Annotated in this window: 21 protein-coding genes; 7 read left to right on the top strand and 14 right to left on the bottom strand. The window is 59.8% G+C overall.

The window, feature by feature from the left end; all coding sequences use genetic code 11:
• Nucleotides 1-247: 247 nt before the first annotated feature.
• The 3 genes from QRN36_RS02085 to QRN36_RS02075 form a co-directional block, all read right to left on the bottom strand.
• Nucleotides 248-1,861 (bottom strand): NAD(P)/FAD-dependent oxidoreductase, encoded by a 1,614-nt coding sequence (locus QRN36_RS02085; RefSeq protein WP_285422616.1) that lies wholly within the window; start codon nt 1,859-1,861, stop codon nt 248-250.
• Nucleotides 1,862-2,030: 169 nt separating this feature from the next.
• Nucleotides 2,031-2,711 (bottom strand): COG3650 family protein, encoded by a 681-nt coding sequence (locus tag QRN36_RS02080; RefSeq protein ID WP_285422615.1) that lies wholly within the window; start codon nt 2,709-2,711, stop codon nt 2,031-2,033.
• A gap of 62 nt (nt 2,712-2,773) precedes the next feature.
• Nucleotides 2,774-3,373 (bottom strand): short chain dehydrogenase, encoded by a 600-nt coding sequence (locus tag QRN36_RS02075; RefSeq protein ID WP_285422614.1) that lies wholly within the window; start codon nt 3,371-3,373, stop codon nt 2,774-2,776.
• 105 nt (nt 3,374-3,478) lie between these two features.
• On the opposite strand from QRN36_RS02075, the gene QRN36_RS02070 reads away from it, so the two are divergent.
• Nucleotides 3,479-4,396, top strand: coding sequence for a LysR family transcriptional regulator (locus QRN36_RS02070; RefSeq protein ID WP_285422613.1), 918 nt, complete (start codon nt 3,479-3,481; stop codon nt 4,394-4,396).
• A 335-nt stretch (nt 4,397-4,731) separates the two neighbouring features.
• Here the strand turns inward: QRN36_RS02070 and QRN36_RS02065 are convergent, their stop codons facing one another.
• From QRN36_RS02065 to QRN36_RS02045, 5 genes are all read right to left on the bottom strand, one after another.
• The gene (locus tag QRN36_RS02065; protein ID WP_093461091.1) at nt 4,732-5,433 is read right to left on the bottom strand and encodes an ABC transporter ATP-binding protein; all 702 of its coding nucleotides are present in this window, start codon (nt 5,431-5,433) and stop codon (nt 4,732-4,734) included.
• Nucleotides 5,434-6,201, bottom strand: a complete 768-nt coding sequence (gene livG / locus QRN36_RS02060) for a high-affinity branched-chain amino acid ABC transporter ATP-binding protein LivG (protein WP_093461088.1) — start codon at nt 6,199-6,201, stop codon at nt 5,434-5,436.
• Entirely contained in the window at nt 6,201-7,463 is a 1,263-nt protein-coding gene (locus QRN36_RS02055) for a high-affinity branched-chain amino acid ABC transporter permease LivM (RefSeq protein WP_285422612.1), read from the bottom strand. The genes livG and QRN36_RS02055 overlap by 1 nt, the downstream gene beginning before the upstream one ends.
• Complete coding sequence (livH, locus tag QRN36_RS02050) at nt 7,460-8,389, bottom strand: high-affinity branched-chain amino acid ABC transporter permease LivH (protein WP_285422611.1); 930 nt, start codon at nt 8,387-8,389, stop codon at nt 7,460-7,462. Before livH ends, QRN36_RS02055 begins: the two co-directional genes overlap by 4 nt.
• A 215-nt stretch (nt 8,390-8,604) precedes the next feature.
• Nucleotides 8,605-9,732 carry a branched-chain amino acid ABC transporter substrate-binding protein gene (locus QRN36_RS02045; RefSeq protein WP_285422610.1) on the bottom strand — a complete coding sequence of 376 codons (1,128 nt, stop codon included), beginning with the start codon at nt 9,730-9,732 and terminating at the stop codon, nt 8,605-8,607.
• 328 nt (nt 9,733-10,060) lie between these two features.
• Here QRN36_RS02045 and QRN36_RS02040 point away from each other — a divergent pair, with 328 nt between their 5' ends.
• A complete protein-coding gene (locus QRN36_RS02040; RefSeq protein WP_285422652.1) occupies nt 10,061-10,360 on the top strand; it encodes a DUF2288 domain-containing protein in 300 nt (99 codons plus the stop codon).
• Between the two features lie 522 nt (nt 10,361-10,882).
• Here QRN36_RS02040 and QRN36_RS02035 read toward each other — a convergent pair.
• The 3 genes from QRN36_RS02035 to QRN36_RS02025 all read right to left on the bottom strand — a co-directional run bounded on the left by QRN36_RS02035 (nt 10,883) and on the right by QRN36_RS02025 (nt 16,115).
• The gene (locus tag QRN36_RS02035; protein ID WP_285422609.1) at nt 10,883-13,069 is read right to left on the bottom strand and encodes a hypothetical protein; all 2,187 of its coding nucleotides are present in this window, start codon (nt 13,067-13,069) and stop codon (nt 10,883-10,885) included.
• 217 nt (nt 13,070-13,286) lie between these two features.
• The gene (locus tag QRN36_RS02030; RefSeq protein WP_285422608.1) at nt 13,287-15,578 is read right to left on the bottom strand and encodes a bifunctional diguanylate cyclase/phosphodiesterase; all 2,292 of its coding nucleotides are present in this window, start codon (nt 15,576-15,578) and stop codon (nt 13,287-13,289) included.
• 147 nt (nt 15,579-15,725) lie between these two features.
• Nucleotides 15,726-16,115 (bottom strand): YkgJ family cysteine cluster protein, encoded by a 390-nt coding sequence (locus tag QRN36_RS02025; RefSeq protein ID WP_285422607.1) that lies wholly within the window; start codon nt 16,113-16,115, stop codon nt 15,726-15,728.
• 337 nt (nt 16,116-16,452) lie between these two features.
• Between QRN36_RS02025 and QRN36_RS02020 the strand changes: the two genes are divergently transcribed.
• On the top strand, nt 16,453-17,808 hold the full coding sequence (locus QRN36_RS02020) for an MFS transporter (RefSeq protein WP_285422606.1): 1,356 nt from the start codon (nt 16,453-16,455) through the stop codon (nt 17,806-17,808).
• 192 nt (nt 17,809-18,000) lie between these two features.
• Here the strand turns inward: QRN36_RS02020 and rapA are convergent, their stop codons facing one another.
• Nucleotides 18,001-20,847, bottom strand: a complete 2,847-nt coding sequence (gene rapA / locus QRN36_RS02015) for an RNA polymerase-associated protein RapA (protein WP_285422605.1) — start codon at nt 20,845-20,847, stop codon at nt 18,001-18,003.
• A gap of 206 nt (nt 20,848-21,053) precedes the next feature.
• Between rapA and QRN36_RS02010 the strand changes: the two genes are divergently transcribed.
• From QRN36_RS02010 to ccoM, 3 genes are all read left to right on the top strand, one after another.
• The gene (locus QRN36_RS02010) at nt 21,054-21,401 is read left to right on the top strand and encodes an aspartate-semialdehyde dehydrogenase (protein WP_285422604.1); all 348 of its coding nucleotides are present in this window, start codon (nt 21,054-21,056) and stop codon (nt 21,399-21,401) included.
• 65 nt (nt 21,402-21,466) lie between these two features.
• The gene (locus tag QRN36_RS02005; protein WP_285422603.1) at nt 21,467-21,628 is read left to right on the top strand and encodes a hypothetical protein; all 162 of its coding nucleotides are present in this window, start codon (nt 21,467-21,469) and stop codon (nt 21,626-21,628) included.
• Between the two features lie 134 nt (nt 21,629-21,762).
• On the top strand, nt 21,763-21,879 hold the full coding sequence (gene ccoM / locus QRN36_RS02000) for a cytochrome c oxidase subunit CcoM (RefSeq protein ID WP_285422602.1): 117 nt from the start codon (nt 21,763-21,765) through the stop codon (nt 21,877-21,879).
• Between the two features lie 129 nt (nt 21,880-22,008).
• On the opposite strand, the gene QRN36_RS01995 is transcribed toward ccoM, so the two are convergent.
• Nucleotides 22,009-22,479, bottom strand: coding sequence for a MaoC family dehydratase (locus QRN36_RS01995; protein ID WP_093461054.1), 471 nt, complete (start codon nt 22,477-22,479; stop codon nt 22,009-22,011).
• Nucleotides 22,480-22,533: 54 nt separating this feature from the next.
• Complete coding sequence (locus QRN36_RS01990) at nt 22,534-23,478, bottom strand: alpha/beta hydrolase (RefSeq protein ID WP_285422601.1); 945 nt, start codon at nt 23,476-23,478, stop codon at nt 22,534-22,536.
• Between the two features lie 224 nt (nt 23,479-23,702).
• On the opposite strand from QRN36_RS01990, the gene fadD2 reads away from it, so the two are divergent.
• Nucleotides 23,703-25,391 carry a long-chain-fatty-acid--CoA ligase FadD2 gene (gene fadD2 / locus QRN36_RS01985; protein WP_285422600.1) on the top strand — a complete coding sequence of 563 codons (1,689 nt, stop codon included), beginning with the start codon at nt 23,703-23,705 and terminating at the stop codon, nt 25,389-25,391.
• Nucleotides 25,392-25,797 lie beyond the last annotated feature (406 nt).

Genomic DNA, 25,797 nt, shown 5'->3' with positions numbered 1-25,797 from the left:
AAGTTATATTCGATTTGGTTATTAAAAATCGAAGCGTGTTCTGTATACAAATAGATATGAAGATAAGTTACAAAGTGCTACGGGGCTCATCCCGCGTGACTTGTAGGAATCGTTACCAGTATGGGAAAGAAACGACTGTGGGAGCGGACTCGTTGACAATGGTGGATACGACTCATGAAAACAGAGTTGGACGTACCGGCCATTCGCTAACGAATTCGCTCCCACCGGGAGCACCGCTTTCGTTGGATCAGTCGACGATGCCCAACATCCCCTTCGCCAAGGCTTCGGCAATGCGAATGCCGTCGACGCCCGCGGACATGATCCCGCCTGCATAACCGGCGCCTTCGCCTGCCGGGTACAGGCCCTTCACGTTCAGGCTCTGCATGTCGGCACCGCGGGTAATCCGCAGCGGCGAAGAGGTGCGGGTTTCGATGCCGGTGAGCACGGCGTCGGGTTGCGAGAAGCCTTTGATCTGCTTGTCGAACGCCGGCAGCGCTTCACGAATGGCCTCGATCGCGAACGCGGGCAGGGCGTCGGCGAGGTCGGTCAGCTTCACCCCAGGTTTGTAGGAAGGTTCGACTTCTCCCAGAGAAGTCGACGCCTTGCCAGCGATGAAATCGCCGACCAACTGAGCAGGGGCTTCGTAGTTTTCCCCGCCCATGATATAGGCGTGGGATTCCAGCCGCTCTTGCAGTTCGATCCCCGCCAGCGGGCTGCCCGGATAGTCTTCATCAGGCGTGATGCCGACGACGATGCCGGAGTTGGCATTGCGTTCGTTGCGCGAGTACTGGCTCATGCCGTTCGTGACGACGCGGTTGGGCTCCGACGTTGCGGCGACCACGGTTCCGCCGGGGCACATGCAGAAGCTGTAGACCGAGCGTCCATTGCGTGCGTGGTGCACCAGTTTGTAATCGGCGGCGCCCAGTTTCGGGTGACCGGCGTATTTGCCCAGGCGCGCGCGATCGATCAGGCCCTGAGGATGTTCGATGCGGAAACCGACCGAGAACGGCTTAGCCTCCATGTACACGCCGCGGCCGTGAAGCATGCGGAAGGTATCGCGGGCGCTGTGGCCGAGGGCGAGGATGACATGGCGCGACTCGATGCGTTCGCCGCTGTCCAGCTGCACGCCCAGCATCTGACCGTCTTCGATCAGCACATCAGTGACGCGCTGCTGAAAGCGCACTTCGCCGCCCAGCGCCTCGATCTGCTGGCGCATGTTTTCCACCACGCCGGTCAGGCGGAACGTACCGATGTGCGGTTTGCTGACGTAGAGGATTTCTTCAGGCGCACCGGCTTTGACGAACTCGTGCAGCACTTTGCGACCTTGGAATTTCGGATCTTTGATCTGGCTGTACAGTTTGCCGTCCGAGAACGTGCCCGCGCCGCCTTCGCCGAACTGCACGTTGGACTCCGGATTGAGCACGTTCTTACGCCACAGGCCCCAGGTGTCCTTGGTGCGTTGACGAACTTCCTTGCCACGTTCGAGAATGATCGGTTTGAAGCCCATCTGTGCAAGCAGCAGACCTGCGAAAATGCCGCACGGGCCGAAGCCGACGACCAGCGGACGCTCGGTCAGGCCGGCAGGGGCATGGCCCACCACTTTGTAGCTGACGTCAGGTGCAGGACCGATATGCTTGTCGTGGCTCAGGCGTTTGAGCAACGCAGCTTCGTCGCGCACCTGGAAGTCGATGGTGTAAATGAACTGCAACTCGGTGGATTTCTTGCGCGCGTCATAGCTGCGCTTGAACAGGGTGAAATCCAGCAGTTCGTCGCTGCCGATGGCCAGGCGCTGCAAGAGCGCGGCGCGCAGTTCGTCGTCCGCGTGATCCAGCGGCAGTTTGAGTTCGGTGATTCGTAACATTGAGAGGTCCGGTTTCGGGCCGCAGGATCGGCCCGGCAGCGCTACAAGAACCGGCGATTATAAGACAGATTGGACGTCGAGCGTTGGCCGGAGCGACGACCCACAGACAGGTGTCGCTCATCGAGTCAGCGCGGACCTTCAACCACTACGCTCGACGCGCGCAAGGCGATCAATCGTTCCGCATCGCCCCGAAGTACGCACACCCACGCTGAACCTGACCGTTGACCCGCAACTCGGCGGTCAGATGCTGCACCGAACCGTTGACTGGATCGACGCAACGCTGCGGGGCGACGTACAGCTCGACGTGCTGGTCGTTGGCGTCGGTGATCAGGTTGAAACGGCCTTCGGGCATCTGCTCCTCCATGTAGGGAACAGCGAACGGCTCCATGCCCTGACGCTCGAGGACCAGGCCTTTGCCGCTGGCGTTCAGGCTCCATTTCGGGCTATTGCCGCCGGCATGAATGGTCAGGCGCTTGAAGTTGGGGTCTTCACAGGCGCCGCTGGGACGCTCGGCGCGGTATAGCTGGAAAACGTCGGCCTGACCGTCACTGCCTTGGGCTTTGCTGGCGACGAAATTGCCGCGCACGTCGGCGAATGCCATGCCGTTCTTGTCCACCACCGACGCAGCTTCCTGCAGGATGCCGGTGTTGCCTTTGTCAGTCACTGCGTAGCGGCGCTGTTCATTGCAGGGCGAAAAATACAGTTTGCCGCTGTCACCGCTGAGGATGCCTTGCATGCGGATCATGCCGGCGGTGGAAACCTTGTTGTCGGCGGATTGCGAAGGTAGCAACTGGCACCCGGCGAACAGTGGCAGCAGGGCGAACATGAGGATGGAACGAGCAGCGAACATGTGGCGGTCTCCAGACAAGTGCCGCCACGTTACTCAGGCTTCCCGTTCATCACAAGAGGCGATTAACCGAGGTGATAGGTCTGGCCGGTCTGAAGGCCCTCGACGCTTTTTGCGTAGGCCAGCGCGACATCGGCCGCGGGAACCGGCTTGTAACCGCGGAAGTATGGCGCGTAGCTGCCCATGGCCTCCACCAGCACGGTCGGGCTCACGGAATTGACCCGCATGCCACGCGGCAACTCAATGGCGGCCGCTCGCACGAATGCGTCGATTGCACCGTTGACCAGGCTCGCCGACGCGCCTTTGGCGATCGGGTCGTGGCTCAGAACGCCTGTGGTGAAGGTGAATGAGGCCCCGTCGTTGGCGAACTCGCGGCCGATCAGCAGCAGATTGACCTGACCCATCAGCTTGTCGCGAAGCCCCAGCGCAAAGGTGTCTTCCGTCATTTCAGCGAGCGGTGCGAAGGTGACATTGCCCGCCGCACAGACCAGCGCATCGAAAGAACCCGTCCGTTCGAATAGTTTGCGAATCGATGCGCTGTCACTAATATCGACGTGCTCATCCCCACGGGTTCTGCCGATGCGGACGATTTCGTGGCGCGGCGCCAGTTCTTTCTCGATGGCTGAGCCGATGGTCCCGCCAGCGCCAATCAGTAAAATTTTCACGATGCAGTTTTTCCGTTCAGAGGATCAGGTGCACAGTGTGAGTCGCGTTTTCCCACCGATAAATGGCCTGAACGGCAACCCCGGTTTGCGAAAAAGGAAACAATCATGAGCGAAATGGACGACCTGGCAGCGTTCGCGATGCTGGTTGAGGCCAATAGCTTCACGTTGGCCGCGCAATGGCTGGACACCAGTACCAGCCAATTGTCCAAGCGCATCAGCAAACTGGAGAAAAGCTACGGCGTGACGTTGCTGCACCGCACCACGCGCAGTCTGACGCTGACATCAGCCGGTGCCATCTTGCTGCCTGAGGCGCGGGCGTTGCTGGCGCAGCGTGACCGGGTGCGCGATGCCATGGCATACCTCAGCGAGAGTCTGGTGGGGACCGTGCGCCTGACCGTTCCGGTGTCGCTGGGCGAAACCTTTTTCGAAGGGCTGCTGGGTGAGTTCGCCAAGACTTATCCGGACGTGCAGGTGGAACTGGATCTGAACAATCAGTTTCGCGACATGCGCCGAGACGGGTTCGACCTGGGCATCCGCTCCAGCGTAGGAATAGATGAGCGGCTGGTGGCCAAACCGCTGTTGTCCTTGCAGGAACTCACTTGCGCCAGCCCCGAATACCTGGCCGAACACGGCAAACCACAGTCGCCGGACGAACTGCGCTTGCATCGTTGCCTGCTCAACAGTCATTACGCGGGGCGCGAAACGTGGGCGTATCACCAGAACCACGAACTGACCCGGGTGAACGTGCGGGGTACGTTTGCCAGCAATCACTATGGTCTGTTGAAAAAGGCGGCGCTGGTCGGCGCCGGTATTGCCCGGCTGCCGTCCTATATGATCCACGATGAGCTCAATGACGGCCGGCTGATCTGGCTGCTGCGCGACTATCAGACGCCGGTGTCGTCGCTGTATCTGGTGCATCCGTTTGAAGGGCATCTGCCGAGAAGGATTCAGGTGATGGCGGATTACCTGACGCAGTGGTTCGAGCGGAGTACGGCGGCGTTGGAACGACTGGGTCACGTTTAGAATAGCGGCCGCCGGTGCCGTTTTTCGGGTTCACCTCTTCGCTGCCCCTACCCGAAATGGTTGGAGCGTGGCTTGTCCCGCGATCGGCTGCGCAGCAGGCGCAAAACCGGTCACCTCGGAGTATCAGGCAAACCGCATTCACAGGATTGGCTGCCGGTCCCCGGCAGATCGCGGGACAAGCCACGCTCCTGCACCTTCTGTAATAGTGGCCCTGCGTGGATCCGATGGTGCTGATTCCGCCAGAAGAAAGCGCGATTGCCCGCAATCCGGAATCCAATAAAAAAGGCCCCAGAAGGGGCCTTTCTATACTTTTCAGAACGCCGGATGGCAGAGATTCAGCCCCCCAAATACGCATCCCGCACTTTCGGATCAACCAGCAACTCAGCCCCCGAACCTTGCATCACCACCCGGCCGTTCTCCAGAACGTAGGCGCGGTCGGCGATTTTCAGGGCCTGGTTGGCGTTTTGCTCGACCAGGAACACGGTGACGCCGTCACGCCGCAGCTGTTCGACGATCTCGAAAATCTGCTGAATGATGATTGGCGCCAGACCCAGCGACGGTTCGTCGAGCAGCAGCAGTTTGGGCTTGCTCATCAGCGCGCGGCCGATAGCGAGCATCTGCTGTTCGCCGCCGGACATGGTGCCGCCGCGCTGATGGAAGCGCTCTTTCAGACGCGGGAACAGGGCCAGAACTTTGTCCATCTGCTCCTGATAATCGCCCTTGTCCGTGAAGAAACCGCCCATGGCCAGGTTTTCCTCGACGGTCAGCCGGGCAAACACGCGGCGGCCTTCCGGCACCACCGCGATGCTCTTGCGCATGATCACCGACGACTCCAGACCGACCAGTTCTTCGCCCATGTAACGGATGCTGCCGCTGTGCGCACGCGGCGACCCGCACAAGGTCATCAGCAACGTGGATTTACCCGCGCCGTTGGCGCCGATCAGGGTGACGATTTCACCCTGCTGAACATCGATGCTGACGCCGTGCAGCGCCTGAATCTTGCCGTAGAAGGTGGAAACGTTGTCGAACTGCAGCATTTACGCTTCCCCCAGGTAGGCTTTGATCACTTCAGGATTGTCACGGATCTGCTCGGGCGTGCCATCAGCCAGAGGCGTGCCCTGGTTGATCACCACGATGTGGTCGGAAATGCTCATGACCAGCTTCATGTCGTGCTCGATCAGCAACACCGTGGCGTTGTGCTCGTTGCGCAACACGCCGATCAGCGCTTTCAGATCCTCGGTTTCCTTGGGGTTCAGACCGGCTGCCGGTTCATCGAGCATGAGGATGCGCGGGCGCGTCATCATGCAGCGGGCGATTTCCAGACGGCGTTGCTGACCGTAGGCCAGCGTGCCGGCCGGGCGGTTGGCGAACGCTTTCAGATCGACCGCCTCGAGCCAGTGCTCGGCGTATTCCATGGCCTCGCGCTCGCTTTTGCGGTACGCCGGCGTCTTGAACAGGCCCGACAGGAAATTGGTGTTCAGGTGCCGATGCTGAGCCACCAGCAGGTTCTCGACAGCGGTCATTTCCTTGAACAGGCGCACGTTCTGGAAGGTGCGCACCACGCCTTTGCGCGCGATCTCGTGACCGGCCAGGCCTTGAATCGGCTCGCCGTCCAGCAGGATCGTGCCCGCCGTCGGTTTGTAGAACCCGGTGAGGCAGTTGAAAACGGTGGTCTTGCCGGCGCCGTTAGGGCCGATCATCGACACGACCTGTTTCTCTTGCACAGTCAGACCCACGCCGTTGACCGCCAACAGGCCGCCAAAGCGCATGCTCAAGCCAGAGGCTTGCAGAAGTGGACGGCTCATCAGCGCTCCCCCTTGAGTTTCATGACGGGACGCTGCATTGGCAGGAAGCCCTGAGGACGCCAGATCATCATCAGCACCATCAAGGCGCCGAAGCCAAGCATCCGGTATTCACTGAATTCGCGGAGCAGTTCAGGCAACAGGATCATCACGACCGCTGCCAGAATCACGCCCAGTTGCGAGCCCATGCCACCCAGAACCACGATCGCGAGAATGATCGCCGACTCAAGAAAGGTGAACGATTCCGGGGTGATCAAGCCTTGGCGCGCCGCGAAGAAGCTGCCGGCGAAACCGGCGAACGCCGCGCCCAGGGTAAAAGCGGAAAGCTTGATCACGGTCGGGTTCAGACCCAGCGCGCGGCAGGCGATTTCGTCTTCGCGCAACGCTTCCCACGCACGGCCGATCGGCATGCGCAACAGGCGGTTGATCACGAACAGTGCCAACAGTGCGAGTAACAGCGCGATCAGGTAGAGAAAGATCACCTTGTTGATGGAGTTGTATTCCAGGCCGAAATACTCGTGGAAGGTCTGCATGCCTTCCGCCGCTTTGCGCTCGAACGTGAGGCCGAACAGCGTCGGTTTTTCGATGTTGCTGATGCCGTTCGGGCCGCCGGTGATGTCGGTCAGGTTACGCAGGAACAGGCGAATGATTTCACCGAAGCCCAGCGTCACGATGGCCAGGTAATCGCCGCGCAGGCGCAGTACCGGGAAGCCCAGCAGGAAGCCGAACGTCGCCGACGCCAGGCCCGCCAGCGGCAGACAGACCCAGAAACCCAGGCCGAAATAGTGTTGCAGCAGGGCATAGGTGTAGGCGCCGACGGCGTAGAAGCCGACATAACCCAGGTCCAGCAGGCCGGCCAGGCCGACCACGATGTTCAGGCCCAGGCCCAGCATCACGTAGATCAGGATCAGCGTGGCGATATCCACCGCGCCGCGGGAGCCAAAGAATGGCCAGATCAGTGCGGCGATGACGATCGCGCCGAGGAACCAGCGCTGCGTCGACGGCAGGGTCAGGAAGTTGCTGGCCTTGTCCGACACCAGTTGCCTTTGCGGGCGCGAACGCCACATGGCGCTGATCTGCTCGTTGAACAGCACGCGCAGGAACATCAGCAGGGCGGCGGCGAAGATCACCAGCACGGTGGTGGTGCTCGCACCGACGACCGCGAGGTTGACCCCGACGATGTCCAGTTTCAGCCCGAGGATCGGGTAGGCGACGGCCAGCACCAGCACTGCGCTGAAGAGGGCCGATTTGAGATTTCTGGTCATACTTTTTCAACCTCCGGACGGCCGAGCAGGCCGGTTGGCCGGAACAACAACACCAATACGAGAAGACCGAACGCCACCACATCCTTGTACTGATCGCCGAAGATATCGGCGCCAAACGCTTCAGCCACACCCAGCACCAGACCGCCGAGCATCGCGCCCGGGATGCTGCCGATACCGCCCAGAACCGCTGCGGTGAAGGCTTTGATGCCGACCAGAAAACCTGCGTTGGGGTTGATCACGCCGTACTGCATGCTCAGCAATACCGCTGCGACCGCCGCCAGCGCTGCGCCGATGACGAACGTCAGGGCGATGATGTTGTTGGTATTGATACCCAGCAGGTTGGCCATCTTGATGTCTTCGGCGCAGGCGCGGCAGGCGCGGCCAAGGCGCGAACGCGAGATGAACCAGGTCAGGCCGAGCATCGCCAGCACGGTGACGATGAAAATCAGGATCTGCATGTACGAGATCACGACTTCATGGGTGCTGGCGCTGCCGAACACGAAGTTGCCGGGAATCAGGTTCGGGATCGATTTGTCTTTGGAGTCCTGCGACAACAGCACGGTGTTCTGCAGGAATATCGACATGCCGATCGCGGAAATCAGAGGGATCAGACGGTTGCTGCCGCGCAAGGGACGGTAAGCGACGCGCTCGATGGCATAACCGTAGGCACTGGTCACCACGATGCTGGCGACGAAGGCCGCCGTGATCAGCAACGGAAGGTTGTCCAGACCCAGCATGGTCAGGCCCGCCAGGGCGATGAACGCCACGTACGAACCGATCATGTACACCTCGCCGTGGGCGAAGTTGATCATGCCGATGATGCCGTAGACCATCGTGTAGCCAATGGCGATCAGGGCATAAGTGCTGCCAATGGTCATGCCATTAACCAGCTGTTGGAAAAAATGATAGAGATCTATCTCGGGCATTGCCGCGCTCCTAAAAACCTTCTCGGTGTTTCACTGGTGAAGTCTTTTTCCCGCTCGCGCGTCGTGATCTACGTCCGCGTTCGGCACGAGCCCAGTGATTCACTGGTGCGGTTTCAAGATGTTCAGGTGTCGGGACTCTTGTGAAATCCGTCGGCCTCGTAAAACAAAGCCCACTGCGGTTGCAGTGGGCTCTGGGTTCAACATGAGGCGTGTGATTACTTCACAGGGGCTTCAGTCTTGGTGCCATCTTTGTGCCAGGTGTAAACGACGAATTTGAAGTCTTTCAGGTCACCCTTGGCGTCGAAAGACAGATCGCCGGTAGGGGTCTTGAAGGTACCGGCGTGGATGGCGGCAGCCACTTTGGCGGTGTCTTCGGACTTGGCAGTCTTGATGGCCTCGGCGATCACTTCAACAGCGGCGTAGGCCGGGAACACGAACGGACCGCTCGGGTCTTCTTTCTTCGCTTTGAAGGCATCTACCAGCGCCTGGTTCGCAGGATCCTGATCGAAGGATTTCGGCAGGGTCACCAGCAGACCTTCGGATGCATCCTGGGCGATTTGCGAGATGGACGCGTTACCCACGCCTTCCGGACCCATGAAGCCGGCTTTCAGGCCTTTTTCCTGTGCCTGACGCAGAATCAGACCCAGCTCAGGGTGGTAGCCGCCGTAGTAGACGAAGTCGACGTTGGCTTGCTTCATTTTGGCGATCAGCGAGGAGAAGTCCTTGTCGCCGGCATTGATGCCTTCGAACAGGGCAACTTTCACGCCGTCTTTTTCCAGTGTCTGTTTGACGGCGGTGGCGATGCCTTCACCGTACTGCTGTTTGTCGTGGATGACCGCAACGATTTTCGGCTTGACCTGTTTGGCGATGTACTCGCCGGCGGCCGGGCCCTGAGCGCTGTCCAGGCCGATGGTGCGGAAGACCATTTTGTAACCACGGGCGGTGATTTCCGGGCTGGTTGCAGCCGGGGTCACCATGATGACGCCTTCGTCTTCGTAAATGTCGGACGCTGGCTGAGTGGAGCTGGAGCAGAGATGGCCGACCACGAATTTCACGCCGTCGTTGACCACTTTGTTGGCGACCGCGACCGCTTGTTTAGGGTCGCAGGCATCGTCGTAATCAACGGCTTCAAGCTTCTTGCCGTCGATGCCGCCTTTGGCGTTGATTTGCTCGATGGCCATCTTGGCACCGCTGAACTGCATGTCGCCGTATTGGGCAACAGCGCCGGTTTTAGGGCCAGCGATGCCGATCTTGATGGTATCAGCTGCGAACGAATGGCTGGCAACCCCCGCCAGAACCAGTGCGGCAAACAGCTTGGAAATCTGATTAATACCCTTAGTCATGATGCTCCACTCTTGCGTTGTAGTTTTTATAATCCTGACGGCCAAAAGCTGCAGGACCGGATTGATTTATCCAGGCCACACCCCCGGCAACTGTACCGGAACAGTTTAGAGCGCCGGTCGAGCGCTTGAAAAGCTGGCTGCAGGGGGCAATACCTGTTGATGTCGCTTAATCGAAAGAAAGATACACAATCAAGCCGGTCGATCAGGCGAACCGGTCGTTCAATCTATCGGCTTGAGCGAAGTTCTCTGCAATCAATCACTTGAATCCAGGTTTGTCCGTATGAAGTGCAGCGGTATCATTACGCCGATTTTCAATACGGTGAAACCCATGACGCAAGAACCTAGCACCCTCTATGCCAAGCTGCTTGGCGAAACGGCTTCGATCACGTGGAAAGAATTGCAACCATTCTTTGCCAAGGGTGCCCTGTTGTGGGTCGAGCCCTCGCAGGATTTGATCGCCGTGGCGCAGGCATTTGCCGAGAATGACGAGGCAAAGGTGGCGGCCTGGCTGGAAGCGGGCGAGGTCGGCAAGGTCTCTGAATCAAAGGCTCTGGACTTGCTTGAGCGTGATCCGGCGCTGTGGGCGGTGGTCGTTGCACCCTGGGTGTTGATCCAGGAAAGGGCATGAGGAGGATTTGAGCGCTGTTTTGGTGCGCTGGATGATGGCAAAGTGGGTAGGTCGGTAACCTTGGGTTGGCTCTGGATTGTTACTCTGATGCCCTGGCGGGCCTGTCGCGAGCAAGCACACGCCTACATTTGTTGCAATGTGCCATGGCTTGATAGACCGAGTTGCTAGCCTTTAAAAGCTCAAACCTCGATCTATCAGAATGCGGTTCGTTGCAGAGAATGCAGGAGTGAGCCAACTGTCTTTAACGCCCCTTCGATCAACGGCGTAATACCCGACGCTTTCCCGGCTGAAGGCGGTCCTACGAAAAACTTGCAGCGTCTGTAGGACCGGCTTTAGTTGGGAAGAGGCCGGTGCATGCCAAGCAGATGGAGCGTCTGGAATTTAGTCTTCGCGGGCAAGCGCGTTCCTACGGGAGTGGGGCGTGCCCGGAGAGTTCGGGAATACCCGGAGATCTCTGTAGGAGTGAGCTTGCTCGCGATCAGGCCCGAAGGGCATCAGTTTGGCGATATCAAGCCAAACCCTTCAATTCAAATACCCCGTCTTCCCCGTGTGCTGATTCAGCGAGATCACCCGGGTCTTGCCGATCCGGTGACGGTAGATTTCGCGCAGGTATTTAACGGCCTTTTTCACACTGTCGCGGGAGATCCGGATGTCGTTGATCGAGACGAAGCGTTCCTTGTCGTCGATCAGCTCCCGGTACTTCTTCTCGTACATCGGCTTGATCGCGTACCAGTTGGTGTCGAGGATCTTCGCCGGGTTTTCGTATTCGTTGAGCAAGTCGTCGATGCGGTTCTCGTCGAATTCGTCGCTCATGATGAAGTCCAGAATCGAGTTGTCCAGCGTGTCGTCGAAGCGATACGGCTGTTTGGCAAAACAGCGTTTGATGAAGGCTACGATCAGCGTCAGGAAGTCGTCCGACAGGCACGGGCTTTTGGCGATCAGGGTGGTCAGCGACAGGTTCGCCGAGGCGCCGATCACCAGCGCATAGCGCTTGAGCGTGGTGTTGGGGAACAGGCTGTTGAGGTGCGTCTTGAGCCGGTTAAGGTCCATGTACGACAGCTTGTAGTCCTTCGGCAGCGAGACGATCGACACCACCGACGAGCAATTCTTGAAGAAATGCAGATCGTGCAGCGCTGCGGCGTCATACCCCGATGCCTTGTACTGCTCCAGGGCCGCGCGATAACGCCGCGACTCGATCGGCAAGAGGCTGATCCCCTCAATCGCCTGAGTCATCTTGTTGAAGTGCGGCAGGTCGATCGAGCGGAAGAACAAGTCGTCGATGTCCAGCCTTGGCGGCTCTTTCTCGAAGATTTTCAGCTTGTCCGAACCTTGGGACGGGGTTTCCGGGACGACCGATTCGGCGTAGGCAATCGCGACCGGGCCGGCCAGACTCATGAACAGATCGTTGGCGTCCAGGCGGATGGTTTCACCGATGTCGATGCCCGCGCGCCGGAAGTAATTCTGGTCGTAGTCGGTGGTCACCGCCTGAGCCGTCAGAATGTTGAAGATTTGCTGTGAGATGTACTGGTTGGCGTGCCGCTCCATGGCGTTGACATCGATGTTCTCGATGGTGCCATCGTCGCTTTCTTCCGCGTACCGCATGATGTCGTTGGAGATCAGCATCATTGCGTTCCAAGGGCGGATGCGCCCCATGACACTGGCTTCGCTGCTGTCTTCGTTCTCGAAGTTGTACGAGAAGTCCCATTCTTCAGCCAGATACTTGCACAGCAGCCGCCCGGCGTTGATATGCAGCGCTTCGGACATTTCGCTGCGGTGGTCGGAAATGTTCGGCAGCACGCAGATGCCACTGGTGAAAATCGGCTCGAAAACGAATGAGCGGCCGCGCTTGCCATCGTTTTCACTGGCCGGTTTGGTGTCGAACGTTTTGTTCATGTACGAGAATTGCTGGGCCAGGCCGAACTCCGATGCCATGCCCGAACCTGTACCGCCGCCGGCGCTGAAGATGTAGAAATACAGCCGCGACTGGTTGGCCTTGATCCCGCACGAGTCGATCAGGTAGGAGTGGATCAGTTTCCAGTCGGCGCTGGAAAAGTGCTCGGTGTCCTTATTCAGGATGATCTTGGCCAGATACTGGCCCAGGATCGGCGCGTTACCGGCGCCACCGGCGTGGACCTCGGACAGGTCCATGATCTTCATCTTGCTGTAATCCTTGATGAAGCCGCTTTTTTCGCCCTTGCGCGAGAAACGGATGCGTCCGGCGATGTCTTTGTCCAGATCGCCCAGCATCACCAGCGGTTCGACCAAAAACACCGGTTTGCTCGACTTGTTCTGGACCAGCCGCAAATTGTTGCGAATCCAGCGCGCGGGGCTGTAGCCCTTGTCGTCGCGCAGGCGGTCATCGTTGTTCAGCTGGTTCAGATAAAACTTGCGGGCGTTGTACACCAGTTCCGCGACATCCAGTGCGATGTTGGAGCCGCAACGGCCCAGGCCGATCAGGCAGACCGAGGGGAACTGCTGATCGCTGCGGTTTTCGGTGTCCTCGAAATGCATCGAGGGTGGAAACACCATATCCCGCAGGCCATCGAGGTTGTCGAGAATGCGGTCGGTGTCGGTTTCAGTGAAATACAGGTAGGACTGCGCGGGCGCTGCCTGAGGCCGGTAGTGCCCTTGGGGCACGACGCTGTGTTCGCTGATTACGTTCTGCAGAAGTTCGGATACAGCGCCTGCTGCCTCGGTTTTATTGGTCATCGCACGCCATGCCTGTGGGATGACGCCGAAATGTCATCGCGCCATCATCAAAAGAGAACCCGACTGTACAGCGGGATATCGGCCACGAGCGATAGGGTCGAACCCTAGCCCTGCCTAAGGGAATCCCTCGGGTCATCGGCGACGAACGGTCGTTCTTGAATCAGGAATGGCGCAAGGCCACGTGGTTGAGCCCTGGTTCACATTTCCATCGGGCGATTCAGCGCATCGGCTGGGCGCCCGATCGGTCCGTTGAGGCGGCTTTCACGTCGCTGACGGCGAGCTGCGCGCCGTGGTTCTCGACCGCAAGCTTCAAGGCATCGAGCATGTGCGTCGACGGCGACAGGTCCGAAGGACGACGCAGGTTGAGCTGCTGCACCAACGGCCGCAACTCGCTCAGCGGGGCGGGTTTGCTGAACAGGTAGCCTTGCACATAGTCGCAGCCGTACTGGCTGAGAAATGCCAGTTGCGCCGGGTTTTCCACGCCTTCGGTGACGACCTTCAGGTGCAGCGTGTGGGCCATCAGAATGATCGCCTGCACGATCTCCATGTCCTGAGGTGAAGCGGGAATGTCGAGGATGAACGAGCGATCGATCTTCACCGTGTCCAGCGGCAGACGTTTGAGATACGCCAGCGACGAGTAGCCCGTGCCGAAGTCGTCGATCGACAACGACACGCCCAGTTTGCGGATTTCCTTGAGCAACAGAATCGTATTGCTGATGTTGCCCATGAGCGCGTTTTCAGTGACTTCCAGTTCCAGCCGGTGAGGAGCGACTGCCGCGTCTGTGAGTGCAGCGGCGACCTCATCGACCAGCTCATCTCGCGCCAGATTGAGCGCTGAGCAATTGACGGCAATGATCAATTTTTCGAAGCCCGGCGCCGTGAGCTGGCTGAGGTCGCGACACGCGCGGCGCAACACCCAGTTATCCAGTTCGGCGATCAGGCCATTGTTTTCCGCGATGCCGATGAAGCGGTCCGGCGTCAGCAGGCCGTGGCCAGGGTGGTCCCAGCGCACCAGCGCTTCCAGCTTGGCGACATGCCCAGTGCGCAGGTCGACGATGGGCTGGTAATACAGCTGCAGGCCACTTTCTTCACGTAATGCAGCGCGCAACTCCTCTTCCAGCAGCAGCTCCAGGCTGGCTTTGGTCTTGAGGTTGGGACTGAAGAAATGAATGCTGTTGCGGCCATGCCCCTTGGATTGATACAGCGCCAGATCGGCGTGTTTGAGCAACTCTTCAGAGGTTTCGCCATCCTCGGGGTAGACGCTGATGCCGATGCTGGTCGTCATGACCATTCGCCTGCCTGACAGCGCAATCGGCTCCTTCATCTTGTGCATCACTCGCTGGGCGAGGTGCAGGGCTTCGTCGGGCTCGTGCAGCGCGATCAGGATGCAGAATTCATCACCACCGAAACGCGCGACCACATCGCCGGTGCGTGTGGCGCCGCGAATGCGTTCGGCAATGACCTTGAGCAGATCATCGCCAGCGTCATGGCCGAGGCTGTCGTTGATGCGCTTGAAGTGGTCGATGTCGAGGAACATCACAGCCAGTCTGCCTTGGGCTTGCTGCTGCTCGATCAAACGCTCGGCAAATACCTGATTGAAGCCACGCCGGTTGATCAGGTTGGTCAGCGCGTCGTAATGCGCGACTTGTTGCAGGGAGATCCGGGCCTGATCGAGCTGGCTGAGCAAGGCATTGACCCGGCGCAGGTCGCGATCCCTGCTCTGCAGCTTTTTGTCGGCGAGCGCCGCGCTGACGCTTCCGGCGATGATCAGCAGCACGATCAGGGCGATGGTCAGGCTCAGTTCCAAGGTGTTTTGAGGGTCGGGCGCCTGTATCTGTGCGTCGACCGGAATGGCCAGGCGCAGCGACCACATGCCCATGAAGTGCGTGAAGACAATGCCGGCACCCAACACCAGACTGGCGCCGTATTTGAGTAACTGATGGCGCGCGCCGCTGCCTTGCCGCAGGCGGATTGCAAGCACCAGCGCGGTCAGGCTGGCGACAATGGCGATCAGGATCGAAGCAAAACAACGGACGGGTTCGTAATACTGCGTGGCGTGGGAACGCATGGCCGACATGCCGACGTAATGCATGCTGGCAATGCCCAGGCCCATGAACACGGAGGCGACCACATACTGCACGATAGTGAGCTGGTCGTGGCTCAACGCTTCCATCGCCACCATGCCCGCGATCAGCGCGATCATCAACGACACCACGGTGACGGACAGGTCGTAATGCATCATCAACGGGGTCTGGAAGGACAACATGCTGATGAAATGCATGGCCCAGATGCCCACTGCCAGGCACAAGGCCCCGAGGCTGCGCCAGCGAATCCTCGCGTGGGCGTCTTCGACATGCCCGATCCGCTCGGCAATGTGCAGCGTCGCAAAACTGGCGGCGCATGCCACGAGGTAAGCAAGTCCCACCAGCATGGGGTTGTGACTGCAGTCCATCAGCAACCGGCTGTCCGCCGGCAACGCGGCGAGAAAATGCAAACCCAGCCAATCCATAGCGTGCCCTATCTGTCCATTACTACGTAACCACGGCCTTAAAGACCGATGGCACTTTGCAATGATTATAGAGAGCGGCCGGTTTTAAACAGCTGTTCGGGGACGGACGTGCCAACTATTTTGGAATAACAGTAATCGCTAAACGTTCTAAGCGATGGCAGCCACTTCAAACACAGACGGGCCGCTCTCATGCATCAGCGAAGGGGCTGCGATCGGCGCCAGGCCAAACGCGGCGCGCGCGGCGTCGCAGTCCGGATTGTGCTGACCATCCGTCCAGGACGCGTCGAATTCGCGGCAGGTGCTCGAGCGCTGAGCATAAATCGAACAGCTCACGCCTTTGCCCACTTCGCCTTCCAGCGCAGTGCAACGAACGTTTTTGCAGTCGGTGCCGAGCATCGCCACGCGGCTCGGGCTGATGCTGCTCACCCATTCATCAGGCACCGTGCCGCCCGCCGACGTGCATTCGCCCCAGAAGAAAGACACGCGAAAATGCGAACAGCAGGCACCACAATTCAGGCACGGACTGACATCGGACATGACGGTAACCGAAAGGAAAGAGTAGGGGATTTGGGGCACAACGGCTGGCTATTCTAGGCTTTCCGTTGGCGGTGGGAAGTGGGGGCGAAAGATATATTTCGGCGTGTTTCCGGGGGACGTAACGTCGCTCCGTGACACATGGGGATCGCGCGGCTGAGTTCGCGCGCAGCCCCCGTAGCGTTTGGGCTTGAGCATTTGAGTCCGCAGTTTCAGGCCCGTGCAATGGCTGGGTATCAGCCTTGCGAATGATCAGGGACAGCGCGTCTTTCCATGACTAGATTTGCAGCTCCAGGTGTGAGCAGTGTCTGGCCCCCACAACAATAAGAGAGTTCGGCGCATGGACCATTCGACTCAGGCAAGGAACGCGTGGCGCGTTCTGTTTCTGCTGTTTCTCGCCAATCTGTTCAATTTCTTCGACCGAACCATCCCGGCAATCATCATTGAGCCCATCCGCAAGGAATGGCTGCTCAGCGATTTTCAACTCGGCATCATCGGCACCGCGTTCACGCTGGTTTACGCCATCGCCGGTCTGCCGCTGGGGCGCATGGCGGACAATGGATCGCGGCGCAAGCTGATGGGCTGGGGGCTTGCGGTGTGGAGCGGGTTGACGGCCGTCAATGGGCTGGTCGGCAACTTCTGGGCGTTCCTGCTGGTGCGCATGGGCGTCGGTATCGGCGAGGCCAGTTACGCCCCCGCCGCCAATTCGCTGATCGGTGATCTGTTTCCGGCCCATCGTCGTGCTCGAGCGATGGGCATCTTCATGTTGGGCTTGCCGCTTGGGCTGTTATTGGCATTCTTCACCATCGGCGCGATGGTGCAGGCGTTCGGCAGCTGGCGAGCGCCATTTTTCATTGCTGCTGTGCCGGGCCTGGTGCTGGCCGTGTTCATGTTTTTCATCAGGGAGCCGGCCCGGGGCGCTGCGGAAAGCGTGGCGATGTCCCAGGAGAAAATCGACAAGCCGATCCGTCGGGTGCTGTCCATTCCGACGTTTCGCTGGCTGGTGCTGGCCGGACTGGCCTTCAACTTCGCGACCTATGCGTGCAACTCGTTCATGGTGCCCATGCTGCAGCGCTACTTTCTGCTGCCCTTGCAGGAAGCGGCGATGGCCACGGGCATGATCGTTGGTGTCACTGGCCTGATCGGGCTGACCGCAGGCGGCTGGGTTGCGGACAAACTGCATCAGCGCTGGACCAACGGCCGCCTGATGTTCGCCGCATTGAGCATGGTGGTGGCGACGCTGTGCACGGGATACGCCTTGCATTCGGGGCGTATCGAGATCGGCGTTTTTGTTGGCGTGTTCAGCCTGGGCTGGCTGTTTTCCTACAACTTTTACACCTGTGTCTACACCGCAATCCAGGATGTCGTACAGCCGCGATTGCGCGCGACGGCGATGGCGCTGTTCTTTGCCGGGCTGTATTTGCTGGGCGGAGGTCTGGGGCCGGTGGTTGTCGGACTGCTCTCAGACCATTTCGCTCATTCGGCGATGTACGCCGCGCAGGCCGAGCAGATGACCGAGCCGTTCAAGGCTGTCGGGTTGCATGACGCGATGTATCTGATTCCAGTGGCGCTGTTCTTCGCGCTGGTGTTTCTGGTGCGGGCGTCGAAATGCTTCAGCCGCGACGCGCAGCGGATGAGGGAAGGGATGGTGGCGGACGAGCCAGTGGGGCTGGGGGTGAAGCCGTCGGTGGCGTGATTTTCCGGTGTTCTACGGACCTGTAGGAGCGCGGCTTGTCCCGCGATCGACCGGGAACCGGTCGCAGAACCAAGCGGCACAGTTGTATCTGATACACCGTGCCCTCTGGTTTTACTTCCGCCTCGCGGAAGATCGCGGGACAAGCCACGCTCCTACAAAGGTTTGTGTTCGCCGCATTTGCGGCGAGGTGGTTTAACCCGCCACCAACACCCGAATCGCTTCCAGGCGCAGCGCGGCTTTGTCGAGCATGGCCAGACCTTGTTCGCGCTGTTCACGCAGGGCCGTCAGTTCGCTGTCGCGCACCGTCGGGTTCACGGCTTGCAGAGCGGTCAGACGTGCCAGCTCTTCATCGGTATCGGCAGCCAGACGACGCTGCGCCTCGGCCACGCGCTCGGCATGTTTGGGCGCGATCTTGCTTTCCGCCGCATTGATCTGCGGGTTGAGCACATCGCGTTGTGCCTGGATGAACTTGTTGGCGCTGGCCCGTGGCACGCTTTCGAGCTGGTCGTTCAAGGTGGTGAACGAGACACGGCCCGACAGATCGTTACCGTTGGCATCCAGCAGGCAACGCAGCGCGGCAGGCGGCAGGTAACGACCCAATTGCAGAGAGCGCGGCGCGACCACTTCGCTGACGTACAGCAGTTCAAGCAGGACGGTGCCAGGCTTCAATGCCTTGTTTTTGATCAGCGCAACGGCGGTGTTGCCCATCGATCCGGACAGCACCAGGTCCATGCCGCCTTGCACCATCGGGTGTTCCCAGGTGATGAACTGCATGTCCTCGCGGGACAGCGCCTGATTGCGGTCGTAGGTGATGGTGACGCCTTCGTCGTCGCCCAGCGGGAAGCTGGCATCGAGCATTTTTTCGCTCGGCTTGAGGATCAGCGCATTCTCCGAATGGTCTTCGCTGTCGATGCCGAATGCGTCGAACAGGGTTTCCATGTAGATCGGCAGGGTGAACTGATCGTCCTGCTCCAGGATCGCCTCGACCAGCGCCTCGCCTTCGCCCGCGCCACCGGAGTTGAGCTCCAGCAGGCGGTCGCGACCGGTGTGCAGCTCGCTTTCCAGGCGCTCACGCTCGGCACGCGCCTCGCTGACCAGCGCCTGCCAGTCGTCTTCGTCACCGCCTTCGAGCTGCGGCAGCAGACGCGGACCGAACTGGTGCTGCAAGGCGTTGCCGGTCGGGCAGGTGTTGAGGAAAGCGTTGAGCGCTTCGTGGTACCACTGGAACAGCCGCTCTTGCGGGCTGGTTTCCAGATAAGGCACGTGCAGTTCGATGACATGCTTCTGGCCGATCCGGTCCAGACGCCCGATGCGCTGCTCCAGCAGGTCGGGGTGTGAAGGCAGGTCGAACAGCACCAGGTGATGGGAGAACTGGAAGTTGCGGCCTTCGCTGCCGATTTCCGAACAGATCAGCACCTGCGCGCCGAATTCCTCATCGGCGAAATAGGCCGCCGCGCGGTCACGCTCAAGGATGTTCATGCCTTCGTGGAACACGGTGGCCGGGATGCCGGAGCGCACGCGCAGGGCGTCTTCCAGGTCCATCGCGGTCTCGGCGTGGGCGCAGATCACCAGCACTTTGACGCGCTTGAGCATCTTCAGCGTATCGATCAGCCAGTCGACGCGCGGGTCGAAGCGCCACCAGCGCTCTTCTTCGCTTGTCTCGCCTTGTGCCTGGAAGCTGACTTCCGGGTACAGGTCGGCATGCTCGCCAATCGGCAGCTCCAGGTATTCGGCAGGGCAGGGCAACGGATACGGATGCAGCTTGCGCTCCGGGAAACCTTGCACGGCGGCGCGGGTGTTACGGAACAGCACGCGGCCGGTGCCGTGACGGTCCAGCAGTTCGCGGATCAGCCGAGCGCTCGCCTCGGTGTCGCCATCGGCCACGGCACCGAGCAGTGCTTCACCTTCGGCGCCAAGGAAGCCGTGAATGGTCTTGTGCGCTTCGGGCGACAGCCGGCCCTGATCGAGCAGCTCCTGAACGGCTTCGGCCACCGGACGATAGTTTTCGCTCTCGGCGCGGAAGGCGTGCAGGTCGTGGAAACGGTTGGGATCGAGCAGCCGCAGACGCGCAAAATGGCTGTCTTGCCCCAGTTGCTCCGGGGTCGCGGTCAGCAGCAGAACGCCCGGGATCACCTCGGCCAGTTGCTCGACCAGCGAGTATTCGCGGCTGGCCTTGTCTTCGTGCCAGACCAGATGGTGCGCCTCGTCGACCACCAGCAGATCCCAGCCGGCCGCGAACAGCGCATCCTGAGCCTTTTCGTCTTCGACCAGCCATTCCAGCGACACCAGCGCCAGTTGGGTGTCTTCGAACGGGTTGCTGGCATCGCTTTCGAGGAAACGCTCGGCGTCGAACAGCGCAACCTGCAGGTTGAAGCGACGGCGCATTTCCACCAGCCACTGATGCTGCAGGTTCTCAGGAACCAGAATCAGCACGCGGCTGGCGCGGCCCGAGAGCAACTGGCGATGGATCACCAGACCGGCTTCGATGGTTTTACCCAGGCCCACTTCGTCGGCCAGGAGTACGCGTGGCGCGATCCGGTCGGCGACTTCACGGGCGATGTGCAGCTGGTGGGCGATCGGCTGTGCACGAACACCGCCCAGGCCCCACAGGGACGACTGCAGCTGGCGGCTGGTGTGTTCCAGCGTGTGGTAGCGCAGCGAGAACCAGGCCAGCGGGTCGATCTGGCCGGCGAACAGTCGGTCGCTCGCCAGACGGAACTGGATGAAGTTGGAAAGCTGGGTTTCAGGCAGCGTCACGGGCTGATTCTGGGCATTCAGGCCGTGATAAACCAGCAGACCGTCGACGTCTTCGACTTCGCGAACGGTCATTTTCCAGTTCTCGAAGTGAGTGATAGTGTCACCCGGCGAGAAACGCACCCGCGTCAGCGGGGCATTGCGCAAAGCATACTGGCGGGTGTCGCCAGTGGCCGGATAGAGCACGGTCAACAAGCGGCCGTCCTGTGCCAGAACGGTGCCCAAACCCAGCTCGGCTTCGCTGTCGCTAATCCAGCGTTGCCCCGGTTGATACTGCTGCGCCATGCTGCCTGACTCCCGCCTTGAAAAAGCCGACTATGGTAACGGAACACGGCGCTCAGGCCAAAGATACATTGTAAATACGCCCGGATTCACTGGGCTTCTGGCCTGATACCGGCACTTGTTGCGAAAAACATAGTCGAAACTTCCACTTCCAACGGCTCAAGTCGACGAAACGGCAGCCGACAGCTTGATAACAGGAGACCATTACCATGCTGCCACCGCTGATTCCTTTGAGCGCGGCCCCCGTGACGTCGCAGCTGGACCCGGTCAAGCCCACGCCGGACATTCCGCCTGTGGCGCCGACGCAACCCAGTTCCAACGAAACCAACATTGATATGAGCGAACGCGACCGCGAGCAGGCCGAGCTGCTGCTGCGCGAAGAGCAACGCCGCCAGCAACGACGCCGCCGGGATCGGCGCGTGGCTGATCGTCATCCCGACCTCGAAGAAGGGCCGGCCATCCCGGGCGAGTCGCTGAACGCTGACAACACCGTGCCGGTGGTGCCGATCATCGATAACGAACCGCGTCAGGGGCTGTGGGTGGATCTGAAGGTCTGACGCTGGTCAGCGCTGCCATGATTGCGCATTATTGACAGCAACAGGCATTCAAGAGCGGTACGCCCATGAGCGATGACGGAAAACTGGTAGATCTGAGCGTCGAGCGCGCCAAGCGCGTTCATGACCTCAATGACAAGCGGCTGAACGAAGTGCGACAGGCTTTCGAACAGGCGATGCCGCTGGGCAAGGGCAAGAAAAAGTCCAAGAGCAAACCGAAAAAACGCTGAATCCCTCCTGCTTCCGAAGCGGGTCGGCCCGGCATCGTTCGCGATGTCCTGCGGCATTGACCTGCGTCAACACTCCTCAATACGCGTCCGGTTAGTCTGCACCCATCGAACAGGGTCAAGCAGGAGGCGCGCTCATGTTTCTCGACCACGCCGTGATTGCCGGCGTCATGACAGTCGGTCTGATGGTGGTGTTATTTGCAGGCTTTGGACTGTTCATCTGGAGAGACTCACCCAGGCGCCGCAAGGAGTGAGTGCCCGATAAAAAGAGCACGCAAGGCATTTAGGGCAACTTCGGTTGCCCATTTTTTTGGGTGCATTTTTTTACTTCAGGAACGCGGACCCTGTTCAGGACGTCGTCTCACAGCGCCCGCTTCGGTCATTCAGCCCACGGTGATCGGCGGCAACTCGGCGAGACTCACGGTCTGTTCCTTGCGCGGGGCGAGGATCTCGGCTTCGCCCTCGACCACCAATTCATCGTGCTGGTTGAACACATTGGTGGCGATGCGCACGCGGAATTTCGGCAGTTTTTCGAGGATCTCCAGGCGCACGGTCAGCGTGTCGCCAATCTTCACCGGCTTCTGAAAACTCATCTTCTGACCCAGATAGATCGTGCCCGGGCCAGGCAGCTCGCAGGCCACTGCCGCGCTGATCAACGCGCCGCTGAACATCCCGTGAGCGATACGATCCTTGAACATGGTCTTGGCCGCGAACTCGGCATCCAGATGCACCGGGTTGCGGTCACCGGACATTTCGGCGAACAGCTGAATGTGACGCTCTTCGACGGTCTTGCTGTAGCTCGCGGTCTGGCCGACTTCAAGGGCTTCGTACGGCGTGTTGGTGACGTGTGTCATGTTGCGGTCCTGTGACGTGAATAGGAAAAAGAAAAGATGAAAAATCCTGACCGATCACTCGCTGCGGCGCGGTCGCGGCTGTTCCAGCGCCTGTTCGAGCCAAGCGAGTAAATCATGAGTGACGGCCTGGCGGTTGGTCTCGTTGAGGATTTCATGACGCGCCTGCGGGTAGACCTTCAGTGCCACGGCATGATGATCTGTACCGGTCAGGGCGTCGGCCAGATCCTTCAGACGCTTGCCATCGCTGACCGGATCACATTCGCCGCCCATGATCAGAATCGGCAGGCTTTTGTCGATCTGCGCCAGGTTGGAACGCTTGCTGATCTGCTGGAGGCCGCCGAGCATGTCCAGCCAGAACTGATTGGTGCATCGGAATCCGCAGAGCGGATCGCTGATGTAGCGGTCCACTTCCTGTGGGTCGCGGCTGAGCCAGTCGAATGGTGTGCGTACCGGCTTGAAGCGTTTGTTGAAGGAGCCGAACGAGAGGAATTCGATCAGTGCGCTGCGGCCTGTTGCGCCCTGGCGCCAGCGTTCGAAGCGCGCCACCAGTCTGGCGCTCCGGTAAAGCGAGACCGGCTGGAAATTCGAGCCGCTCAAGACCGCGCCTTGCAGGCTCGCGCTGTGGTGCATCAGGTAGGCCTGAGCGACGTAACTGCCCATGCTGTGACCCAGCAGAAACACCGGCACCTCGGGATGCTTTTGCGCAAGCGAGGCGTTCAGCGTGGCCAGATCGCCTACGACTTTGCTCCAGCCGTCCCGATCGCCGTAGTGCCCGAGCAGTCCCTCGGATGCCGTCCGGCCATGGCCGCGCTGATCGTGTGCATACAGTGCGAAGCCTGCCTGGGTCAGCGCCTCGGCCAGACGTTCGTATCGCCCGCTGTGCTCGGCCATGCCATGGGACAGCATCACCACCGCTCTGGCCTGTCCTTCAGGTGCCCAGGCATTGACGAACAAACGGCTGTGGTCGCTGGCGTCTAGCCAATAGGCTTCATGGTTCATGGCGTTTCCCTGGCCTTGTAAGAATTTGTCATGAAAATTGCGCGGCGAGCGCTTCGCATCAGTGTATAGCCGTTGCCAGATGGCGGTCTTGTCACTCGCAAGATTCACGTCATTGATGACGGCCCGCGGCGTATTTGCCTTCTGCGCGTTAGCTGCTAACGTCCGGCGAACGCCCGTTTAAAAACCATTGGGCCAGCACTCTCAGGTAAGAGGATAAAAACAACATGCAACCTGACTTCTGGAACGACAAGCGCCCGGCTGGCGTCCTCTCCGAGGTGGACCTTCACGCGTACAAGTCAGTGGTCGAGGTGTTCGAGCGCAGTTGCCGGAAGTACGCCGACCGCCCGGCCTACAGCAATATGGGCGTGACGTTGACGTACGCCGAACTCGAGCGCCAGTCCGCGGCCTTTGCCGGCTACCTGCAACAGCAGACCGAACTCAAACCGGGCGACCGCATTGCCGTGCAGATGCCCAACCTGATCCAGTACCCCATTGCAGTGTTCGGTGCGATGCGCGCCGGCTTGATCGTCGTCAATACCAACCCGTTGTACACCGCCCGCGAAATGCGTCATCAGTTCAAGGACGCCGGGGTGCGGGCGCTTGTGTACCTGAACATCTTCGGCAAGCACATCGAGGAGGTGCTGCCCGATACCGACATCCAGTACCTGATCGAAGTGAAAATGGGCGACATGCAGTCGCCAGCCAAGGGCTGGTTGATCAACACCGTGGTCGAGAAGATCAAAAAGATGGTGCCCGCATACCACTTGCCGCAGGCCGTCTCGTTCAAACGTGTGCTCAAGCTGGGACGCGGCGATCATCTGCAGCAAGTGACAAGGGGGCTGGATGATGTTGCGGTGTTGCAATACACCGGCGGCACCACCGGGTCGCCCAAGGGCGCGATGCTGACCCACGGCAATCTGGTGGCGAACATGCAGCAGGTTTATGCCTGCATGCTGCAGCACGGCCCCGATGGCTCGCCGATCTTCAAACAGGGCAGCGAAATCATGATTGCGCCGCTGCCGATGTACCACATCTACGCCTTCACCTGTAACTGCATGTGCATGATGGTCAGCGGCAATCACAACGTGCTGATCACCAATCCCCGAGACATCGGCGGCTTCATCAAAGAGCTGAAGAAATGGAAGTTCTCGGCGATGCTCGGCCTCAACACGTTGTTCGTCGCGCTGATGGATCACGCTGAATTCAAGACCCTGGATTTCTCCACGTTGCGCCTGACCAACTCAGGCGGTACGGCGCTGGTGAAAGCCACGGCCGAGCGCTGGCTGCAGTTGACAGGCTGCCCGATCGTGGAAGGCTACGGCCTGACCGAAACATCCCCCGTGGCCACCGCCAATCCCTACGGCGACAAATCCAGGCTGGGCACCGTCGGAATGCCGGTGCCAGGCACCACCGCGAAGGTGATCGATGACCAGGGCGCGGAGCTGCCAGTGGGCGAGCGGGGCGAGCTGTGTCTGAAAGGCCCGCAGATCATGCTGGGTTACTGGCACAAGCCTGACGCCACAGCCGAGGTGCTCGACAGCGACGGCTGGCTCAAGACCGGCGACATTGCCGTGATCGACCCTGATGGCTTTATCCGCATCGTCGATCGCAAGAAGGACATGATCATCGTCTCAGGCTTCAACGTTTACCCCAACGAAATCGAAGACGTTGTCTCGCGCCATCCAAAAGTCGCCAACTGCGCGGTGATCGGCGTCCCGGACGAGCGATCGGGCGAGGCCGTGAAGCTGTTCGTCGTGCCCAGGGACGCAAGCCTGACAAGCGACGAACTCAAGGCGTACTGCAAGGAGAACTTCACCGGCTATAAAATCCCTAAACAAATCGTGCTGCGCGAGTCGTTGCCGATGACGCCGGTGGGCAAAATCCTGCGGCGAGAGCTTCGCGAAACCGCATAAGGGGTTTGGCAAGAGAAAGGCGTGTCGCGAGGCACGCTTTTTTTTCGCGTGCAATCAGGGCTGTCGCTGCAAGCCGCTGGCCCCTGAATTCATTCGCCAGACGTCGGCGCAGGCGCTATAGCTATAAAGGTGCGGATCCAGCTGAGACGTTGCGAATGCATCTGCTCTGCGCCGGGTTTGATCGGGTCAGACCGGGGCGTCAAAAGCAGGCATTTTCGACATTTAGGTTCATTGCTCTAAATGTGACCAAAATAAATTCAAGAGTCATTTATGTGACTGTAGGGGCCGCTTTTGGCCCTAGTCGGCATTTGGCAAAGCTGCTACGCTCGGCCCGCTTTTTGTCCAGTCGATAGACAAAACGCAGTGGCTACACCATTCCAAACACAAGAAATCATCGCATGAGCGG

Origin of the sequence: Pseudomonas sp. efr-133-TYG-103a (assembly GCF_030209235.1) — a bacterium.
Taxonomy (GTDB): Bacteria; Pseudomonadota; Gammaproteobacteria; order Pseudomonadales; family Pseudomonadaceae; genus Aquipseudomonas.
Note: the sequence above shows the minus strand (reverse complement) of the source record. Positions and strands in the feature narration are given on the sequence as shown.

Coding starts and splice junctions, on each gene's coding strand:
- QRN36_RS02010 (WP_285422604.1), top strand. CDS start 21,054: ATGCTGCCACCGCTGATTCCTTTGAGCGCGGCCCCCGTGACGTCGCAG.
- QRN36_RS02065 (WP_093461091.1), bottom strand. CDS start 5,433: ATGCTGCAGTTCGACAACGTTTCCACCTTCTACGGCAAGATTCAGGCG.
- rapA (WP_285422605.1), bottom strand. CDS start 20,847: ATGGCGCAGCAGTATCAACCGGGGCAACGCTGGATTAGCGACAGCGAA.
- QRN36_RS02070 (WP_285422613.1), top strand. CDS start 3,479: ATGAGCGAAATGGACGACCTGGCAGCGTTCGCGATGCTGGTTGAGGCC.
- QRN36_RS02020 (WP_285422606.1), top strand. CDS start 16,453: ATGGACCATTCGACTCAGGCAAGGAACGCGTGGCGCGTTCTGTTTCTG.
- QRN36_RS02030 (WP_285422608.1), bottom strand. CDS start 15,578: ATGGATTGGCTGGGTTTGCATTTTCTCGCCGCGTTGCCGGCGGACAGC.
- fadD2 (WP_285422600.1), top strand. CDS start 23,703: ATGCAACCTGACTTCTGGAACGACAAGCGCCCGGCTGGCGTCCTCTCC.
- QRN36_RS02085 (WP_285422616.1), bottom strand. CDS start 1,861: ATGTTACGAATCACCGAACTCAAACTGCCGCTGGATCACGCGGACGAC.
- livH (WP_285422611.1), bottom strand. CDS start 8,389: ATGCCCGAGATAGATCTCTATCATTTTTTCCAACAGCTGGTTAATGGC.
- QRN36_RS02055 (WP_285422612.1), bottom strand. CDS start 7,463: ATGACCAGAAATCTCAAATCGGCCCTCTTCAGCGCAGTGCTGGTGCTG.
- livG (WP_093461088.1), bottom strand. CDS start 6,201: ATGAGCCGTCCACTTCTGCAAGCCTCTGGCTTGAGCATGCGCTTTGGC.
- QRN36_RS01995 (WP_093461054.1), bottom strand. CDS start 22,479: ATGACACACGTCACCAACACGCCGTACGAAGCCCTTGAAGTCGGCCAG.
- QRN36_RS02040 (WP_285422652.1), top strand. CDS start 10,061: ATGACGCAAGAACCTAGCACCCTCTATGCCAAGCTGCTTGGCGAAACG.
- QRN36_RS02080 (WP_285422615.1), bottom strand. CDS start 2,711: ATGTTCGCTGCTCGTTCCATCCTCATGTTCGCCCTGCTGCCACTGTTC.
- QRN36_RS01990 (WP_285422601.1), bottom strand. CDS start 23,478: ATGAACCATGAAGCCTATTGGCTAGACGCCAGCGACCACAGCCGTTTG.
- QRN36_RS02025 (WP_285422607.1), bottom strand. CDS start 16,115: ATGTCCGATGTCAGTCCGTGCCTGAATTGTGGTGCCTGCTGTTCGCAT.
- QRN36_RS02005 (WP_285422603.1), top strand. CDS start 21,467: ATGAGCGATGACGGAAAACTGGTAGATCTGAGCGTCGAGCGCGCCAAG.
- QRN36_RS02045 (WP_285422610.1), bottom strand. CDS start 9,732: ATGACTAAGGGTATTAATCAGATTTCCAAGCTGTTTGCCGCACTGGTT.
- QRN36_RS02035 (WP_285422609.1), bottom strand. CDS start 13,069: ATGACCAATAAAACCGAGGCAGCAGGCGCTGTATCCGAACTTCTGCAG.
- ccoM (WP_285422602.1), top strand. CDS start 21,763: ATGTTTCTCGACCACGCCGTGATTGCCGGCGTCATGACAGTCGGTCTG.